16 protein-coding genes are annotated in these 17,595 nt (G+C 67.2%); 9 read left to right on the top strand and 7 right to left on the bottom strand.

Annotated elements, in window-relative coordinates:
• The first annotated feature begins 7 nt into the window (after nucleotides 1–7).
• Nucleotides 8–739: a siderophore-interacting protein gene (locus ACSUZJ_RS12565; protein WP_499408576.1), complete on the top strand. Its 732-nt coding sequence runs from the start codon at nucleotides 8–10 to the stop codon at nucleotides 737–739.
• 30 nt (nucleotides 740–769) lie between these two features.
• Here ACSUZJ_RS12565 and ACSUZJ_RS12560 read toward each other — a convergent pair whose 3' ends face one another.
• Entirely contained in the window at nucleotides 770–1,246 is a 477-nt protein-coding gene (locus ACSUZJ_RS12560; RefSeq protein WP_499408574.1) for an acyl-CoA thioesterase, read from the bottom strand.
• Between the two features lie 11 nt (nucleotides 1,247–1,257).
• Between ACSUZJ_RS12560 and ACSUZJ_RS12555 the strand changes: the two genes are divergently transcribed.
• From ACSUZJ_RS12555 to ACSUZJ_RS12540, 4 genes are all read left to right on the top strand, one after another.
• Nucleotides 1,258–1,443 (top strand): hypothetical protein, encoded by a 186-nt coding sequence (locus ACSUZJ_RS12555; RefSeq protein ID WP_499408572.1) that lies wholly within the window; start codon nucleotides 1,258–1,260, stop codon nucleotides 1,441–1,443.
• Nucleotides 1,440–2,537: a branched-chain amino acid aminotransferase gene (locus ACSUZJ_RS12550; RefSeq protein ID WP_499408570.1), complete on the top strand. Its 1,098-nt coding sequence runs from the start codon at nucleotides 1,440–1,442 to the stop codon at nucleotides 2,535–2,537. The genes ACSUZJ_RS12555 and ACSUZJ_RS12550 overlap by 4 nt, the downstream gene beginning before the upstream one ends.
• A gap of 219 nt (nucleotides 2,538–2,756) precedes the next feature.
• A complete protein-coding gene (locus ACSUZJ_RS12545; protein WP_499408568.1) occupies nucleotides 2,757–3,374 on the top strand; it encodes a hypothetical protein in 618 nt (205 codons plus the stop codon).
• A 19-nt stretch (nucleotides 3,375–3,393) separates the two neighbouring features.
• Nucleotides 3,394–4,305 (top strand): LysR substrate-binding domain-containing protein, encoded by a 912-nt coding sequence (locus ACSUZJ_RS12540; RefSeq protein ID WP_499408566.1) that lies wholly within the window; start codon nucleotides 3,394–3,396, stop codon nucleotides 4,303–4,305.
• A 295-nt stretch (nucleotides 4,306–4,600) separates the two neighbouring features.
• Here ACSUZJ_RS12540 and ACSUZJ_RS12535 read toward each other — a convergent pair whose 3' ends face one another.
• The 4 genes from ACSUZJ_RS12535 to ACSUZJ_RS12520 all read right to left on the bottom strand — a co-directional run bounded on the left by ACSUZJ_RS12535 (nucleotide 4,601) and on the right by ACSUZJ_RS12520 (nucleotide 8,610).
• Entirely contained in the window at nucleotides 4,601–5,644 is a 1,044-nt protein-coding gene (locus tag ACSUZJ_RS12535; RefSeq protein ID WP_499408564.1) for an IS110 family RNA-guided transposase, read from the bottom strand.
• A gap of 168 nt (nucleotides 5,645–5,812) precedes the next feature.
• Nucleotides 5,813–6,946: an IS481 family transposase gene (locus ACSUZJ_RS12530; RefSeq protein WP_499408562.1), complete on the bottom strand. Its 1,134-nt coding sequence runs from the start codon at nucleotides 6,944–6,946 to the stop codon at nucleotides 5,813–5,815.
• 194 nt (nucleotides 6,947–7,140) lie between these two features.
• A complete protein-coding gene (locus ACSUZJ_RS12525; protein WP_499408560.1) occupies nucleotides 7,141–7,842 on the bottom strand; it encodes a pirin family protein in 702 nt (233 codons plus the stop codon).
• Nucleotides 7,843–8,022: 180 nt separating this feature from the next.
• Nucleotides 8,023–8,610 (bottom strand): flavin reductase family protein, encoded by a 588-nt coding sequence (locus ACSUZJ_RS12520; protein ID WP_499408558.1) that lies wholly within the window; start codon nucleotides 8,608–8,610, stop codon nucleotides 8,023–8,025.
• 126 nt (nucleotides 8,611–8,736) lie between these two features.
• Here ACSUZJ_RS12520 and ACSUZJ_RS12515 point away from each other — a divergent pair, with 126 nt between their 5' ends.
• Nucleotides 8,737–9,969, top strand: coding sequence for an MFS transporter (locus tag ACSUZJ_RS12515; RefSeq protein ID WP_499408556.1), 1,233 nt, complete (start codon nucleotides 8,737–8,739; stop codon nucleotides 9,967–9,969).
• A 25-nt stretch (nucleotides 9,970–9,994) separates the two neighbouring features.
• Here ACSUZJ_RS12515 and ACSUZJ_RS12510 read toward each other — a convergent pair whose 3' ends face one another.
• Nucleotides 9,995–10,795, bottom strand: coding sequence for a ferritin-like domain-containing protein (locus ACSUZJ_RS12510; RefSeq protein WP_499408554.1), 801 nt, complete (start codon nucleotides 10,793–10,795; stop codon nucleotides 9,995–9,997).
• Nucleotides 10,796–10,965: 170 nt separating this feature from the next.
• On the opposite strand from ACSUZJ_RS12510, the gene ACSUZJ_RS12505 reads away from it, so the two are divergent.
• Together ACSUZJ_RS12505 and ACSUZJ_RS12500 are read left to right on the top strand one after the other, a co-directional pair.
• Nucleotides 10,966–11,964, top strand: coding sequence for a sulfate ABC transporter substrate-binding protein (locus tag ACSUZJ_RS12505; RefSeq protein ID WP_499408552.1), 999 nt, complete (start codon nucleotides 10,966–10,968; stop codon nucleotides 11,962–11,964).
• A gap of 271 nt (nucleotides 11,965–12,235) precedes the next feature.
• Nucleotides 12,236–12,877, top strand: a complete 642-nt coding sequence (locus ACSUZJ_RS12500; RefSeq protein WP_499408550.1) for an FMN-binding negative transcriptional regulator — start codon at nucleotides 12,236–12,238, stop codon at nucleotides 12,875–12,877.
• Nucleotides 12,878–12,884: 7 nt separating this feature from the next.
• Here the strand turns inward: ACSUZJ_RS12500 and ACSUZJ_RS12495 are convergent, their stop codons facing one another.
• Nucleotides 12,885–13,121: a hypothetical protein gene (locus tag ACSUZJ_RS12495; RefSeq protein ID WP_499408548.1), complete on the bottom strand. Its 237-nt coding sequence runs from the start codon at nucleotides 13,119–13,121 to the stop codon at nucleotides 12,885–12,887.
• A gap of 27 nt (nucleotides 13,122–13,148) precedes the next feature.
• Between ACSUZJ_RS12495 and ACSUZJ_RS12490 the strand changes: the two genes are divergently transcribed.
• Nucleotides 13,149–17,558: a DEAD/DEAH box helicase gene (locus ACSUZJ_RS12490; protein ID WP_499408546.1), complete on the top strand. Its 4,410-nt coding sequence runs from the start codon at nucleotides 13,149–13,151 to the stop codon at nucleotides 17,556–17,558.
• Nucleotides 17,559–17,595 lie beyond the last annotated feature (37 nt).

The raw sequence follows: 17,595 nt of genomic DNA, 5'->3' as shown, positions 1-17,595 counted from the left end.
GTGAAACATGGAACAGCAACATCACCGCCAGGTCCAGCGCGTGCGCCATGAGTTGCGCATGCGCGAAGTGGTCGTCGCGAGCGTGACCCCGATCGGCGCGCATTTCGTCGCCGTCACCTTCCAGGGCGAAGCGCTGGCCGACTTCGTCTCGCTGTCCTTCGACGACCACGTGAAGTTCATGTTCGATGGCGAAGACGGAACGCAGGTGCGGCGGGACTACACGCCGCGCCGCTTCGACCCGGAAGCGCGCGAACTCACGATCGAGTTCGCCCTGCACGGCGAGGGCGCGGCCTCGAACTGGGCGCGCCGCGCCAGGCCGGGGCACAAGGCCATCGTCGGCGGGCCGCGCGGCTCGATGATCGTGCCGATGGCGTTCGACTGGTACCTGCTCGCGGGTGACGCCACCGCCCTGCCGGCGATGCGCCGCCGCCTCGAGGAACTGCCGGCGGGCAGCCGCGCCATCGTGGTCGCCGCGGCGGGCGACGGCGACCGCCTGCCCTTCGGCGGGGCTGCGGATGTCCAGGTTGATTGGGTCGAGGACGACGATGCCCTGGTCGAACGCGTGCGCGCGCTGGCCCTCCCCGACGGCGCAGGCTTTGCCTGGGGCGCGGGCGAAGCCGCGGCGATGCGCCGGCTGCGCGCCGTGCTGGCCGAGGAAAAAGGCATCGCCAGGGACGCGATGCGGGTGTCGGCCTACTGGAAACAGGGTGTGGCGGACCACCATGAGAACCTCGAATAAGGCGCCTGGCATACAGGCGCGCCGGGCGCGCTAGCGCTTCCTCGGGTGCAGCGCCTGGCGGGCGCGCTTTCTTTCCTCGGCTTTGGCGAAGCGCCGCTTCTGGTCTTCCGATTCCGGCATCAGCGCCGGCACCGGCTGCGGCTTGCGCTGCTCGTCCACCGCCACCATCGTGAAGTAGCAGCTGTTCGCATGGCGCACCGTGCGCTGCTGGATGTTCTCGGTGACGACGCGGATGCCGACCTCCATCGAACTCGTCCCGGTGTAGTTGACCGAGGCCAGGAAGGTCACCAGTTCGCCTACGTGGATGGGCTCCAGGAACATCACCTGGTCCACCGACAGCGTCACCACATAGGAGCCCGAGTAGCGGCTGGCGCAGGCATAGGCCACGCTGTCGAGGAACTTCAGGATGGTGCCGCCGTGGACATTGCCCGAAAAGTTGGCCATGTCCGGTGTCATCAGCACCGTCATGCTCAGTTCGTGGATGGGTCTGCCGTGTTGGTCGTTCATGGTGCGCCACGATGCTGGAAGTGAAAACCCATTGTAGCGCCAATCCGGATTACTTTCTGCAACGCAAAATATTCGGCAGACGGCGCCGCATTTGCGGCCGGAAATACGAAGTGCACAACAAATCGTCCGAATTGACCGATAATGTCGGTTTTGCGGGCGTCGCCACGCCCATTCCGCCGTTTCTGGAGACTGTATGAACAACGAAGGCCAATCGACGCTGTCGATCGAAAAATCCTTGATCCCCATGCCACCCGCGGAGCGCTCGGCGCTGCTGCAGAACCCGGGCTTCGGCCGCGCGTTCAGCGACCACATGGTCACGATCCGCTACACCGAAGGCCGTGGCTGGCACGACGGCAAGGTCGAGGCGCGCGCCAACCTGCCGCTCGATCCGTCGACCATGGTGCTGCACTATGCACAGGAAATCTTCGAAGGCCTGAAGGCCTACCGCCTGCCGCAGGGCGGCGCCGCCCTGTTCCGCCCGGACGCCAACGCCCGCCGCTTCCGCAATTCGGCGGTCCGCCTGGCCATGGCGCCGCTGCCGGAAGAGCTGTTCCTGGAGTCGGTGCGCGCCCTGGTCTCCGAGGACCGCGACTGGATCCCGGAAGCCGAAGGTTCGGCGCTCTACCTGCGTCCATTCATGGTCGCCACCGAAGCGGCGCTGGGCGTCAAGCCCGCCAGCGAATATTTGTACTGCGTGATCGCGTCGCCGGTCGGCTCCTACTTCAAGGGCGGCGCGGCCGGCGTGACGCTGTGGGTGTCCGAGAACTACATCCGCGCCGCGCCCGGCGGCACCGGTGAAGCCAAGTGCGGCGGCAACTACGCCGCCAGCCTGGCCGCGCAGGCCGAAGCGATCCGCCAGGGCTGCGACCAGGTCGTGTTCCTCGACGCCGTCGAGCGCAAGTATGTGGAAGAACTGGGCGGCATGAACGTGTTCTTCGTGTTCGAGGACGGTTCGATCCAGACCCCGCCGCTGGGCGGCACCATCCTGCCGGGCATCACCCGCGACTCGCTGATCGTGCTGGCGCGCGACCTCGGCCTGACCGTGCGCGAAGAGCCGTACTCGATCGACCAGTGGCGCGCGGACGCCGCCAGCGGCCGCCTGACCGAAGCCTTCGCCTGCGGCACCGCCGCCGTCGTCACCCCGATCGGCAAGGTCAAGGGCAGCAACTTCGAAGCCACCATCGGCGACGGCGGCGCCGGCCCCGTGACCACCAGGCTGAAGGCCGCCCTGCTCGACATCCAGAACGGCCGCGCGGAAGACCGCCACGGCTGGCTGCAGCGCGTGTTCTAAGCACCACGGCGCGGCCCATCCGCGCCTGCCTCCTACTCGCGCAGCGGCAGTCCTGCCGCTGCCGCCCTGCCGGGGCGCCCCATGCGCGGCGCCCCGGCAACACTCCCGCCCCCCCTGCGCTTGCAAAGTTTGCAATTGGAAAGTTGCATCTTTACAATGACGCCTACGGAATGCGCAAGCCCGCGCAGTGCCGCCCCGAGAACAAACACAACAAAACACATGAAAAAGATCGCACTCGCACTGACGCTCGCCCTCGCATCGATGGCCGCGGCGCAGGCGCAAACCACCGAAGCCGTCGTGACGCCTGTCGCCTACCAGCCCGTGGCTGCCAAGCCCCTGCGCTTCGTCCTCGGCGCCGGCCTGACCTTCGGCGGCGACAAGATCGCCACCGCCTACTACGAAGACGGTGACGAGATCGACCTGCGCGCCGGCGACATGGTCGCCGTGCAGGCCGGTATCGACTATCGCGTGAGCCCGGAATTCTCGCTGAAGGCCACGGTGGGCTACCACGTCGACGACGCCAGCGCCCGTAACGGCGACATGCGCTTCCAGCGCGTTCCGTTCGAACTGCTGGGCTACTACCACGTCACCGAGAAGGTGCGCGTCGGCGGCGGCCTGCGCTATGTCACCGGCGCCGAGTTCCGCAGCAGCGGCGCCGGCGACATCGGCGACTACAAGTTCAAGAACACGACCAGCGCAGTCGCCGAGCTCGAATACATGGCAACGCCCTCGATCGGCGTGACCCTGCGCTACGTGAACGACGAGTACGAGGAAAAGCGCTACGGCGGCAAGCTCAAGGGCGACCACGTCGGCGCCTTTGCCAACTTCTACTTCTGATGCCGGCAGCGCCCTGCCCATGCTCAAACTCAGCCTCGACGCCCTGCTGACGGTCGACACCATCGCAAGGCGCGGCTCCTTCGCGGCCGCCGCCAAGGAGCTGTTCCGGGTGCCATCGACGATTTCCTACACGGTCGCCAAGCTCGAGGAAGACCTGGGCGTGCAGTTGTTCGAGCGCTTCGGGCCGCGCGTGACGCTCACGCAGGCCGGCGCGGAACTGCTGAAGGAAGGGCGCTACCTGCTGAAAGCGGCGGGAGACCTGGAGCGGCGCGTGCGGCGTGTCGCCTCCGGCTGGGAGACCGAGTTCACGATCGCGATCGACTCGATGCTGGCGCCGTGCGGGCTGATCGACGACATCCAGGCATTCTGCCAGGTAGCCGACCAGACCCGCCTGCGCCTGCTGAAGGAAGAACTCTCCGGGACCTGGGAAGCCCTGCTCGAACGCCGCGCCGACCTGCTGGTGGGCGCGGCCGGCGCCGGCCCTTCCGGCGGCGGTTACAGTGCAATCCCGGTGGCGACCGTTTCCTTCGTCTTCGTGGTGGCGCCCGGGCACCCGCTGGCAGCAGTCGACCGGCCCCTGTCCAAGGCCGACCTGGCGGCCTGGCGCGCGGTGTCGGTGTCCGATTCGGCGCGCCAGCTGCAGGCACGCACCGTCGGCCTGCTGTTCGGCCAGGACACCCTGGCCGTGCCCGACATGCAGACCAAGTACGCCTTCCAGCGCGCCGGGCTGGGATTCGGCTTCCTGCCCGAAGCCTGGGTACGCGAGGATGTGGCGCAGGGACGTTTCGTCGTCAAGACGGTCGAGGAACCGAAGCCGGACGAGACGCTGTACCTGGCCTGGCGCACCGGCGAGGAAGGGGCGGCGCTGGCGTGGTGGAAGGAGAGGTTGCGCGGGTCGGATACCGTGTCGAGGATGCTGCCGCGCGGCTGACCGATCAATCAACCAGTACTGTATCTATGGACTCCACCCGATTTGCAAGAAGAAGATTGAATTTCTGCCGTTAGGAAGAGTTTGCTTGTATCTATTCGGCCTGTATGTTGAGCGTTTCCAGTGCTCTGGCCCTGATGTGATACGCGCGTCAGGATCCTCATAGGGTGACGGCCTTGATGGCCACTACAGTTTACGGATTCACCCGACGCCGGTCCAACCTGTTGGCATCATTCTTTCTTCTCGTCGCAAACTTGGCGGTTGCTCCTTGCTGTTGCTGAGTTAATCGACAGTCTTTTCAGGCCGGCCTGGGCGTGTCTTTCGACCAGGCCGGAACGTACGGGCGTCCATGCGCCATCAACGCCCAGATCACCCTGGCCATCTTGTTGGCCAGCGCAGTCGCGGCAACGTTGAAACTGCGCCGTTCTGCCAGCCTTGTTGCCCACTGCAGCAGCTTGTCGGGCTTGCCGCTTGCTGTTCTCAGTGCACTGCGCGCTCCGTGTATGAGCAGGGTGCGCAGATAGCTGTCGCCCCTGCAGGTAATGCCATACAGGCGCTGCTTGCCTCCACTGCTATGCTCGCGTGGCACGAGGCCTAAATTCGCTGCAAAGTCCCGCGCGCTCTTGTAGTGGCGCGGATCGGCGATGGTTGCCTGCACTGCCGTTGCCGTCAACGGCCCCACACCCGGCACCTCCATCAGTTTCTTCGCCAGTTCCGACTTGGCTGCCTGGTTCAAACGTCGGTCGTACGCCTGAATCCTCTCGTCCTTGTCGTCCAGCTGGGCCTTGAGCTCCCGGAACGTCTCCAGGGCCATACCAGACAAACCATTGTCCAGATCGTTCAGCCATGCTTTCAGTCCGTCGCGGAATCTTTCCACGCGCTTGGGAAACACCCGGCCATATTCCCCGGCAAACGCCCTGATCCTGTTGATCATCGCCACCCGTTCCGTCATCAGGGCGCTGCGAGCGCGGTGCAGCATCTGCAAATCTTGCTGTGCAGCCGTATTGATCGGCACATACTTGGTTGCCCCACGCGAGCGCGCCTCGGCAATTGCAGCAGCGTCGTTCATGTCGTTCTTGTTACCGGTGACATATGCCCTGACGTGTTGGGCCGCAATCAGTTTGGCGTCGTGTCCCATTTCGACGAGCTTGCGTGCCCAGTAATGCGAACCCGCGCACGCTTCGATACCAATCATCGCCGGAGCCATCTGCGCGAACTGCGCAAGCACCTGGTCTCGAGAAAGCTTACTCTTGAACACCCGTTTGCCGTTTCCATCGAGCCCGACCGCGAAGAACACGTCCTTCGCAATATCCAAACCAACTACTTTTGCGCTAGCATTCATGGTGACTCCCCCTCTTGTTTTAGCGTGCCAGCCCAATCTGGCACGCTTGGCACAATGATGCCGATATCAGGAGGGTGGAGTCCATCACATTAGGGTGGGCGCACTGTTTAGCACAGGGACATAGGTAACACCTGTCTAGAGACATGGGTAACACTGCGTGGTGCTATTTTAGCTGCTGGTGAGGTCGATCTGTGCAACCTGTTGGTGGCAGAAGATGACGTTGAAGACGCCGTCCTGATCCGTCGCTCTGATTGCCACAGGCTCTTGGTACAAACCTTCACCCACAAAGTAACTGCGGCCCTTGAAATTGATCTGGCCGTGCCGCTGTACGGTACGCACGATGTCGCCGTCGTCATATTCGATCGGCGGCAGGTGGGATGGAAAACTGCGCGCACTGGGCTGGTAGCGGGTGGCGGGAGCTTTTTGTCCCAGTGCCTCGTGGGGACGAATCAGGTTGTATTGGTCGCGCCAGGCATCGAAGGCCTCCTGGCACGCGGCAAGCGAGCCATAACCGTAGCGCTCCAGGAGTTCGCGCTTGAGCGTTCGATGAAACCGCTCGTCCTTGCCCTGCGTTTGCGGATGGTGCGGACTGCTATGGCTGACGCGGATACCCAGGCGTACCAGCCACACCTCGAGCCGCGAGATGGATTTATGCCCGGCTGTTCCCCAAGGCGCACCGTTGTCGCAGGTAATGCGCTGCGGCAGTCCATATTTTTGAAACGTCCTTGTAAGCACAGCCTTTGCCTGCGGGCCGTCTTCGCCCGAGCACGCAGCCAGACACAGCGAAAAGCGGGAGTGATCATCCAGTACTGTCAACGGATGGCAGCGGCCGGCCGCTGCATTGGTCAAGGCAAAATGGCCTTTGAAATCCATCTGCCACAAGCTGTTCGGTTCCTCGTGTTCGAAGCGTCCCTTGGCAGGCTTGGTCTGGCTGACATGAGGCACTAGTTGGCGCCCATGCCGTCTCAAAATGGCAGCAATGGTGTTTGGATGCGGTTTGCCCGCGGTCTCGGGGAGCAGTGCTTTGAGCTTGCGGGCACCCCAGCAGGGATACTTGTCGTGCAGGTTCAATACTGCCGCCTCCAACTCGGCACCGCATCGCTTGGGCGACGACAGAGGACGGCGTGAGCGCTCCTGCAGCCCTTCCGGGCCGTGCTTCCGATACAAATCGAGCCACTTGTAGCCAGTCTTTCGGCTGACGCCGAAAGACTGGCAAAGCGCTGTCATGTTGCTGTCAGACGCATCCGCCAGCATGGCAAATTCAAGACGAGAGGACATACGGGAACTTTCCTTCCAAGGCATCGCACACTCCACTTGTTAGCTGTGCAATGATCATAAAAGGTGTTACCTATGTCTCTAGACAAGTGTTACCTATGTCTCTGTGCTGAACACGCACCGTGCCCACCGGTTCGCAAACGTAGGTTGAATTGGTGGGCACGGGGCGCCCACCCTACGTCGTTTCATCAGCGTGTTCGATCGGGCACGCCGTCCCCGAATCAGTGCGGCAGGTCGAACAGCAGCACTTCGGCGTTGTCGGCGCCGTTCAGGACGATCGCGGCTTCGTCGTCGACGCGCACGGCGTCGCCGGCTTTCAGCGCGATGCCGTTCACGTTCAGCTGGCCGCGCGCCACGTGCAGGTAGCCGATGCGCTTTTCTCCCAGCGGGAAGCTGACCTCGTCGTCGCCGTCCAGGATGCCGGCATACAGCGAGGCGTCCTGGCGGATCGACACCGAACCTTCGCGGCCGTCGTTCGAGGCCACCAGGCGCAGGCGGCCCAGCTTCGATTCGCGGTCGAAGTGCTTCTCTTCATACCCGGCCGGGGCGCCGACCTGGTTCGGCTGGATCCAGATCTGCAGGAAGTGGACCTGCTCGGTCGGCGAGTGGTTGTACTCGCTGTGCACCACGCCCTTGCCCGCGCTCATGCGCTGCACGTCGCCGTAGCGCAGCACCGAGCCGTTGCCCATGCTGTCCTTGTGCTCGAGCGCGCCGTCCAGCACGTAGGAGATGATCTCCATGTCGCGGTGGCCGTGCGGATCGAAGCCGCCGCCGCCGGCGACACGGTCCTCGTTGATCACGCGCAGCGGGCCCACGCCCATGTGCGCCGGATCGTGATAGTGGCCGAAGGAGAAGGTGTGCTTCGAGTCCAGCCAGCCAAAGTTGGCCACGCCGCGTTCTTCGCTTTTACGTACTTTCAACATGATACGCTCCTTTGTTATCGGCCGTTCGAAGTGTTCGAACATCTGCGCAAAGCGGGTTGCTGCTACCGTTCTTCGCTGGGGCCGTGTTGTCGATGAAGTGCATTATGCGGCGCCGCGGCGGGAACGGAAAGCGAGTAGTTTGCCCGCCTATCGTCGAAAAATTCGACTATGGCGCCGGACTCAGGCTTCCGGGTCGGCCTGGGCCTGCATCGGCTCGCCGATCGCATAGAAATGTCCGCCGGCGACGTGGTGGATGCTGCGCCATTCCAGGCCGGCGGTTTCGAAGTTCCAGCGCCCGTCCCTGAACACCCGCTCGTCGGCCCAGGCGGCCGTCACGTCGCCGATGAAGAGGTCGTAGGCCTGCTGGTTGTGCGGCTCCGGCACCAGGCGGCAGGCCAGCCAGGCCGAGCAGCCCGCAACGAAGGGCATGCCGGTCTCGCCGAGCCGGAACAGTTCGACGCCGGACACCTCCAGCTTGTCCGGTTCGCTGGCGCGGCTGCGCGTGCCTACTTCATGGGTCAGCTGCAGCAGCCGCACGGTCGGGACCTGGATCACGAACTGGCCGCTGGCCTCGATCAGTTCGCGGGTGCGCGTGCTCTTGTCGAGCACCACGGTCAGTTTCGGCGGCGCGAAGTCGAGGGCGCAGGCCCAGGCCGCGGCCATGACGTTGTCGATGCCCGCGTGGTGGGCAGAGACCAGGACCGTCGGTCCGTGGGTCAGCAGCCGATAGGCCTTGTCTAACGCGACGGGTTGGATGTGTTGGTTCATGCTTGACTCCAGGTGGAATCACGCAGCGCCGGCCTCGACAAGGGTCGGCCCGGCACGGTTCGCTGCGCAATCGGATAAGATGCATTGTATGACAGGCCGATCCGGCGCCTGTCCACAGGAGAATCCATGAAGCACGCGTCGGCGCCCATCCCCGACATTGCATCCGCCGACATAGCACCCGGCCTGGTGCGCCTGCTGGCCGTCGCCGCCGGCCTGATCGTCGCCAACCTGTATTACGCCCAGCCCCTGGTCGGGCCGATTGCCGCCGCCACCGGCCTGTCGGCGGGCGCCGCCGGCCTGGTCGTCACCCTCACCCAGATCGGCTATGCGCTCGGCCTGTTCTTCATCGTGCCGCTCGGCGACCTGCTGGAAAACCGGCGCCTGGTCTTCGTCCTGCTGCTGGGCACCGCGCTGGCCCTGGCGGCGGCCGCCTTCAGCCAGCAGGCCTGGCTCTTCCTCGCCAGCTCGCTCGGCATCGGCCTGGGCTCGGTGGCGGCCCAGGTGCTGGTGCCCTTCGCGGCCCACTTTTCGCGCGACGACACGCGCGGCTACAACGTCGGCCGGGTCGTCAGCGGCCTGCTGCTGGGGATCATGCTGGCGCGCCCGGCGGCCAGCCTGGTGGCCGACCACGCCGGCTGGCACAGCGTGTTCGGCGCCGCCGCCCTGATCGTGCTGGTGCTCGCCTTCGTGCTGCGCCGCCGCCTGCCGCCGCGCCAGCCAGAGTCGCCTCTCTCCTACGGGTCCCTGATCGGGTCCTTGCGCCATCTATTCGCGGCTACCCCGGTGCTGCGCCGGCGCGCCGCCTACCAGGCCGCGATGTTCGGCTGCTTCAGCCTGTTCTGGACCGTGACGCCGCTGATGCTGGCCGGGCCCGCCTTCCACCTGTCGCAGACCGGCATCGCGGTCTTCGCCCTGGTCGGCATGGCCGGCGCCGTGGCCTCGCCGATCGCCGGCAAGCTGGCCGACCGCGGCCATACGCTGCCGGCCACCGCCTGCGCCCTGCTGCTGGCGATCGCCGGCTTCGCCCTGCCCCTCTTTGCGCCGGCCTCGCGCGACCTGGCGCTGGCCCTGCTGGTGGTCGCCGCCGTCATCATCGACATGGGCGTGGCCGCGAACATGGTGCTGGGCCAGCGCGCGATCTTCGCCCTCGGCGCGGAAGTGCGCGGCCGCCTGAACGGCATCTATTTTTCCCTGTTCTTCGTCGGTGGCGCGGTCGGTTCGGCGGCGGGCGGCTGGGTGTTTTCGCAGTACGGCTGGCATGCGGTCCTGCTGCTGGGCATGGCCCTGCCGGGCGCCGCCCTGCTCTACTGGGTTACCGAATACCTGGCCAGCGCAAGGGCGCTGCGCGAAACGGCGTAGGGCCTTTTCGGTTCGGCGCAGCTCTTCAGGCCAGGCGCGCCAGCTCCGCTTCGCTGAAACCGGCGCGCCGGCGCGCCTCGAGGTTGAACGGCCCCTTCAGGACCGGCGCCTTGTAGCGCACCGTCAGCTCGTCGTAGGTGGAGACCGGTTCCAGCCCGCGCTCGGCGCACAGGTACAGGTACCAGCGGTTGCCGATCTCCACATGACCCTCCTCGTCGCGCAGCAGGATGTCGAGGATTTGTGCGGCCGCCTGGTCGCCTGCCTGGGCGAGTTTCGCGCGCAGCGGCGGAATCGCGTCCAGGCCGCGCGCCTCCAGCGTGCGCGGCACCAGGGCCATGCGCGCCAGCACGTCGCCGCTGGTCTTGCCGACCATCTCCCACAGGCTGTCGTGGCCCGGGAAGTCGCCGTAGGCGTAGCCGAGGGTGGCCAGGTGGTTCGAGAGCAGCGCGAAGTGGCAGGCCTCTTCCCTCGCCACGCGCAGCCAGTCGCTGTAGTAATCGTGCGGCATGCCGGGGAAGCGCCACAGCGCGTCCAGCGCCAGGTTGACCGCATTGAATTCGATGTGGGCCAGCGCGTGGACCAGCATGGCGCGTCCCTCGTTCGTCGCCATCGAGCGGCGTCCGACCAGGCGCGGCGGCACCAGCTCGGGCTTGTCTGGACGGCCGGGAATCGCCCCGGCCGGATGTAACGATGCGGTATTGCTCACCTGCACGTCGCCCTTGCGGTGCAGCTCGGCAAGTTCCGCGACCATGCGGGTTTTCGCCGCGGGATCGGTTTCGAGCAGGGATGCCAGCGCGCCCGCGCGCAGCTCGGTCGGAAGGGCCATGGTGTGGTTCGTTTCGGTCAAAGCGCGCAGTGTAGCGCACGCATTGGCGTAAATCGAGGTGCTGGTCGGCCATATACGGAAAACAGATACGCATGTAGCAAAAGCTTCGTTCCCATCAGTGCGGCGAGCCATTAACGTATGGCTTACCTGATGACCATTTTGGAACCACCATGATCAAGAAGAAACTGCTGACCCTGCTCGCCACCGCCGCGCTGCTGCAACCCGCTTTCGCCGCCGACATCAACCTGCTCAATGTGTCCTACGACCCGACGCGCGAGCTCTACCAGGACGTGAACGCCGCCTTCGCCAGGTCGTGGAAGGCGCGAACCGGCGACAACGTCAAGATCAAGCAGTCGCACGGCGGCTCGGGCAAGCAGGCGCGCTCGGTGATCGACGGCCTGGAAGCCGACGTCGTCACCCTCGCCCTCGGCTACGACATCGACGCCCTGGTCGACAAGGGCCTGCTGCGCCACGGCTGGCAGGCGCGCCTGCCGCACAACAGCGCGCCCTACACCTCGACCATCGTGCTGCTGGTGCGCAAGGGCAACCCGAAAGCCATCAAGGACTGGAACGACCTGGTGAAACCGGGCGTCTCGGTGATCACGCCGAACCCGAAGACCTCGGGCGGCGCGCGCTGGAACCACCTTGCCGCCTGGGGCTATGCCCTGCGCCAGCCGGGCGGCAACGAAGCCAGGGCGAAGGAATTCCTGAGCAAACTCTACAAGAACGTGCCGGTGCTCGATTCCGGCGCACGCGGCGCCACCACGACCTTCGTGGAGCGCGGCATCGGCGACGTATTGATCGCCTGGGAAAACGAAGCCTACCTGGCGGTAAAGGAACTGGGCCCGGACAAGTTCGACATCATCACCCCGTCGGTCAGCATCCTGGCCGAGCCCCCGGTGGCCGTGGTCGACCGCTACGCCGACAAGCACGGCAACCGCAAGGTCGCCGAGGCCTACCTGAACTACCTCTACACCGACGAGGCCCAGGCCATCATCGCCAACAACTACTACCGTCCGGCCACGCCGAAGGCGGCCAAGGCCTATGCCAGCCGCTTCCCGCAGGTAAAGCTGTTCACGATCGTCGACGTCGCCGGCAACTGGGCCAACGCGCAGAAGACCCACTTCGCCGACGGCGGCGTGTTCGACCAGATCTACCAGCCGAAGTAATGCCTGCGCCGGCGCGGCACAGGCGCATACCCGATATCGGCGATGCTGCGCGGACGAAGAGTATCGGCGAGCGGGCGCGCCGCGTCCATGCTGGCGCGCTCATGCATGGTGTGGCTGGGCGATGCGGCTTGGGCTGGTGTTGCCGTGATTCGTCTGCGTGTCGCACGGCGGGAGTGTGGCGCAAGGGCGCATGGCGGCGCCAGCCGGCACGCGGACACACGGGGCAGGAAAACCGCGATAATCGACGTTCCGGCAACCAGGGAAACCCGACATGTACCTACCCGCCCATTTCGACGAACCGCGCCTCGACGCGCTGCATGCGCTGATTCGCCAACACCCTCTCGGCGCCCTGGTCACGCACGGCGCCCAGGGCCTGGACGCCAACCATCTTCCTTTCGAGCTGAGCGCGCAGCCCGGCGCACCCGGCGTCCTGCGCGCCCACGTGGCGCGCGCCAATCCGCTCTGGCGCGAGGTAAAGGACGGCGACGAAGTCCTGGTGATCTTCCAGGCAGGCGACGCCTACATCTCGCCCAACTGGTATCCGTCCAAGCACGAAGAGCACAGGCAGGTGCCGACCTGGAACTACATGGTGGTCCATGCCCACGGACGCATCCGCGTGCACGACGACGAGCGCTTCGTGCGCGCCCTGGTCGGACGGCTGACGAAGACCCATGAAGCCTCGCAGCCGGCGCCCTGGAAGATGTCGGACAGCCCAAGGGAATTCATCGATACCCTGCTCGGGGCCATCGTGGGCATCGAAATCGAGATCACGCGCCTGGCAGGCAAGTCCAAGCTCAGCCAGAACAAGGAAGTGCGCGACCTGCGGGGCGCGGCCGGGGCCCTGCACACGGGCGGCCAGGATGCCATCGCCGAGGCCATGCTGGCCTGCGCCAGTGCCAAGGCGCAGGACTAACCGGCCCTCAAGCCTGCACGGCATCGCCGTCCGCCACCACGCAGTTGCGCCCGCTAGGCGCGGCGCAGCGCACGTCCGAGCGGCCGGAACGCACCGTCATCCAGCGGTTCCAGAGCACGATGTCCTGCTGCGCGTCGAGGGTGGCGAGCACGGTGACAGTTCGGTAAGATAACCATCGGTGATACTGGAAAGTAGCCACCTTGCCGGCCGTGCCGGGGGAACAATTGATGGATAATCTTGCCATCGGCCCGGTCAACCCCATCTGCTACGCATGAACGATCTCGCCCTCCCCGCCAGCCTGCGCCACGACTTCCACCCGGCGGTGGCCGCCTGGTTCGCCACCAGCTTTCCCGCCGCCACCGAGGCCCAGCTGCGTGCCTGGCCACCGATCCAGGCCGGCCGCGCCACGCTGGTCGCGGCGCCGACCGGCTCGGGCAAGACCCTGACCGCCTTCCTGGCAGCGATCGACGCCCTCGTGCGCGACAGCGTAAGGGGCCCGCTGCCGGACGAGACCCGGGTGCTCTATGTCTCGCCCCTGAAGGCCCTGTCGAACGACATCCGTGTCAACCTGAAGGGGCCGCTGGAGGGCATAGCCCGCGAACTGGCGGCGATGGGATTGCCGCCGCATGGCATCCGCAGCGCCGTGCGCACCGGCGACACCACGACCGCCGAGCGCAACGCCATGCGCCGCCGCCCGCCGCACATCCTGGTGTCGACGCCCGAATCGCTGTATGTGCTGCTCGGTTCGGACAGCGGGCGCGCCATGCTCTCCACCGTGCGCACCGTGATCGTCGACGAGATCCACGCGGTCGCCGGCAGCAAGCGCGGCAGCCACCTGGCGCTCAGCCTGGAGCGCCTCGACGCCCTGTGCGCGCAGCACGGGACGCAGTCCGGAAACGCCGCGCCGGTGCGCATCGGTCTTTCGGCGACCCAGAAACCCCTGTCCGCCGTGGCCGACTTCCTGGTCGGCCAGGGCAAAACCTGCGCCGTGGTCGACGTCGGCCACGTGCGCGCACGCGACCTGGGGCTGGAACTGCCGCCGGTGCCGCTCGAGGCCGTGATGCCCAACGAAGTCTGGGAGCGGGTCTACGACCGCATGGCCGAACTGGTGGTGCTGCACCGGACCACGCTCATCTTCGTCAACACGCGCCGCATGGCCGAGCGCCTGGCGCGCCACCTGGGCGAGCGCCTCGGCGCCGGCCACGTCGCCGCCCACCACGGCAGCCTGGCCAAGGAGTACCGCCTCGACGCCGAGCAGCGCCTCAAGCGCGGCGAACTGCAGGCGCTGATCGCCACGGCCTCGCTGGAACTGGGCATCGACATCGGCGACGTCGACCTGGTCTGCCAGGTCGGCTCGCCACGCAACATCGCGGCCTTCCTGCAGCGCGTCGGGCGCTCGGGCCATTTTGTCGGCGGCACGCCCAAGGGCCGGCTGTTCCCGACCTCGCGCGACGACCTGGTCGAATGCGCGGCCCTGCTCGACTGCGTGCGGCGCGGCGAACTCGATGCCCTGCGCATCCCGCGCGCGCCGCTCGACGTGCTGGCCCAGCAGATCGTGGCCGAAGTGGCCTGCCGGGAGTGGGGCGAGGACGCCCTGTTCGAGCTGGTGCGGCGCGCCCAGCCCTACGCGGAACTGGAACGGCGCAGCTTCGACGCCCTGCTGCGCATGCTGGCCGAGGGCTACACCACGCGCGCCGGCGTGCGCGGCGCCTACATCCACCGCGACGCCGCCACCCGCTCCCTGCGCGGCCGGCGCGGCGGCAAGCTGGCGGCCGTCACCTCGGGCGGCACGATACCCGAGAATGCCGACTACAGTGTCCTGCTCGAACCGCAGGGCCTGTCGGTCGGCACCGTCAACGAAGACTTCGCGGTCGAGAGCCTGGCCGGCGACGTGTTCCAGCTCGGCAATACCTCCTACCGCATCATGAAGATCGAGTCGGGCAAGGTGCGGGTCGAGGACGCCCAGGGTGCGGCGCCGAATATCCCGTTCTGGCACGGCGAGGCGCCCGGGCGCAGCAACGAACTATCCGCCGGCGTGGCGCGCCTGCGGGCCGAGGTCGAGCGTCAGCTGATGGAGCCGGCTGCCGGGCGACGAAAGGCCGCCGCGCCGGCCGACAACACTGCAGCGCTGGAGCGGGCGGTCGGCTGGCTGGTCGAACACCTGGCCCTGAACGAAGACGCGGCCAGCCAGATCGTCGACTACCTGGCCCGTGCGCGCGCGGCGCTGGGCGCCCTGCCGACCCAGGACACGCTGGTGATGGAGCGCTTCTTCGACGAATCCGGCGGCATGCAGCTGGTGCTGCACACGCCCTTCGGCAGCCGCATCAACCGCGCCTGGGGCCTGGCGCTGAGAAAACGCTTCTGCCGCAGCTTCAACTTCGAGCTGCAGGCGGCGGCCACCGAGGACGCGATCATTCTCTCGCTCTCGACCAGCCACAGTTTTCCGCTCGACGAAGTCTGGCGCTACCTGCGCTCGAACACGGCCGAGCCGATCCTGGTGCAGGCCCTGCTCGATGCGCCGCTGTTCAACGTGCGCTGGCGCTGGAACGCCACGACCGCCCTGGCCCTGCCGCGCTTTGCCGGCGGGCGCAAGGTGGCGCCGCAATTGCAGCGCATGAAGAGCGACGACCTGCTGGCCACCATTTTCCCGGACGGGGCCGCCTGCCTGGAGAACATCGTCGGCGAGCGCGAGCTGCCCAGCCATCCGCTGGTGGACCAGACCCTGGACGACTGCCTGCACGATGCGATGGACAGCGAGGGCTGGCTCGCACTGCTGCGGCGCATGGAGGCGGGCGAGGTCCGCCTGCTGGCGCGCGACCTGCCCGCACCCTCGCCGCTGGCGGCCGAGATCCTGAATGCCCGGCCCTATGCCTTCCTCGACGACGCTCCGCTGGAGGAGCGCCGTACCCAGGCGGTCCTGAACCGGCGCTGGAGCGACCCGGCGTCGACCGACGACCTGGGCGCGCTCGACCCCGAGGCGATCGCCGGCGTGGCCGAGGAAGCCTGGCCCCAGGCGCGCAGCGCCGACGAGGTGCAGGAAGCGCTGGTGGCCCTGGGCTGCATCACGCAGGAGGAAGCGCAGCGCCAGGAAGGCTGGCCGGCCTGGCTGGAGGCGCTGGCGGACGCCGGCCGCGCCACGCGCATGCACGGCCCGGGCGGCGCTGCCGGTCCCGTCGACCTCTGGGTGGCGCTCGAACGCCTCGACTGCCTGCAGGCGGTCTATCCCGATGCCGCCATCGCGCCGCCGCTCGTCGTGCCCGAAAGCCACCGCGGCAACGAGGGCGAGCCCTGGACCTTCGATACCGCGCTGGTGGAACTGGTGCGCGCCCGCCTCTCGGGGAGCGGGCCACAGCCGCTCGCCGCCATCGCCGCCGCGCTTGCCCTGCCGGCCGGCAGCGTCGCCATCGCCCTGGCGCAGCTCGAGAGCGAAGGCTACGTGATGCGCGGCCGCTTCACGCCCGGCGCGGCGGAGGAAGAGTGGTGCGAGCGCCACCTGCTGGCGCGCATCCACCGCTACACCATCAGGCGGCTGCGGCGCGAGATCGAACCGGTCGCGCTGCAGGACTTCATGCGCTTCCTGTTCGACTGGCAGCACCTGACGCCCGATACCCGGTGGCAGGGCCAGGAGGCGCTGCCCCGGCTGCTGGCCCAGCTCGAAGGCTATCCGGCGCCGGCCGGGTCGTGGGAGCCGGACCTGCTGGCCCTGCGCATGCCGGACTACTCGATCCTGTGGCTGGACGACCTCTGCCGCGCCGGCAAGCTGGTCTGGACCCGCATCGACGCGCCGCGCTCGGCAAACGGCGGCCCGGTGCGCAGCACCCCGATCGTGCTGCTGCCGCGGCGCCAGACGGCGCTCTGGCATGCCCTGCCCCAGCCGGCCGGCCCGCCCGAGGTGTCGCCGCGCGCGGTCGGGGTGCTCGACGCCCTGCGCCGCCACGGCGCGCTGTTCTTCGATGAACTGGTGCACGAGGTGCGCATGCTGCCCGTGGAACTGGAAAATGCCCTGGGCGAACTGGTGACCCTGGGCCTGGCCAACGCCGACAGCTTCGCCGGCATGCGCGCCATGCTGCAACCGGCCGCCAAGCGCACCAGCATGGACCGCAAGCGTCGCCGCGGCGCCGGCCCGGGCATGGAGGAAGCCGGGCGCTGGGCGCTGGTGCGGCGTGCGGGCATGGAGAACGACACGCCGCCTGACGCGGGTACGCCGCCGCGCCGGCGCCGGCTGGATCCGGACACCCTGGAATACGTCGCCATGACCCTGCTGCGGCGTTATGGCGTGATGTTCTGGCGCCTGCTCGAACGCGAGGCCTCCTGGCTGCCCTCCTGGCGCGAACTGCTGCCGGTCTACCACCGGCTCGAAGCACGGGGAGAGATCCGCGGCGGCCGCTTCGTCGCCGGGTTCTCGGGCGAACAGTTCGCGCTGCCCGAGGCGATCCCGCTGCTGCGCGAAGTACGGCGCCGCCCCCACGACGGCGCCCTGGTCTGCCTGTCCGGCATCGATCCGCTGAACCTCTGCGGCACCCTGCTGCCGGGCGACAAGGTGCCTGCGCTGGGCGGCAACCGCATCCTGTTTCGCGACGGCCTGCCGGTCGCCCACATCATTGCCGGAAAGATCGGCTACCCCATGAACCCCGGCGCCGACCGCGAACTGTTCCACGCCCACCTGGTGGGACGCCGTTAGCGAGCCGTAGCCGGCGGGTGTTGCGGCCCCGCGACGC

The organism is Telluria sp. B2, assembly GCF_051789535.1.
Taxonomy (GTDB): Bacteria; Pseudomonadota; Gammaproteobacteria; order Burkholderiales; family Burkholderiaceae_D; genus Telluria.
This window is presented reverse-complemented; position numbering and strand designations above follow the sequence as displayed.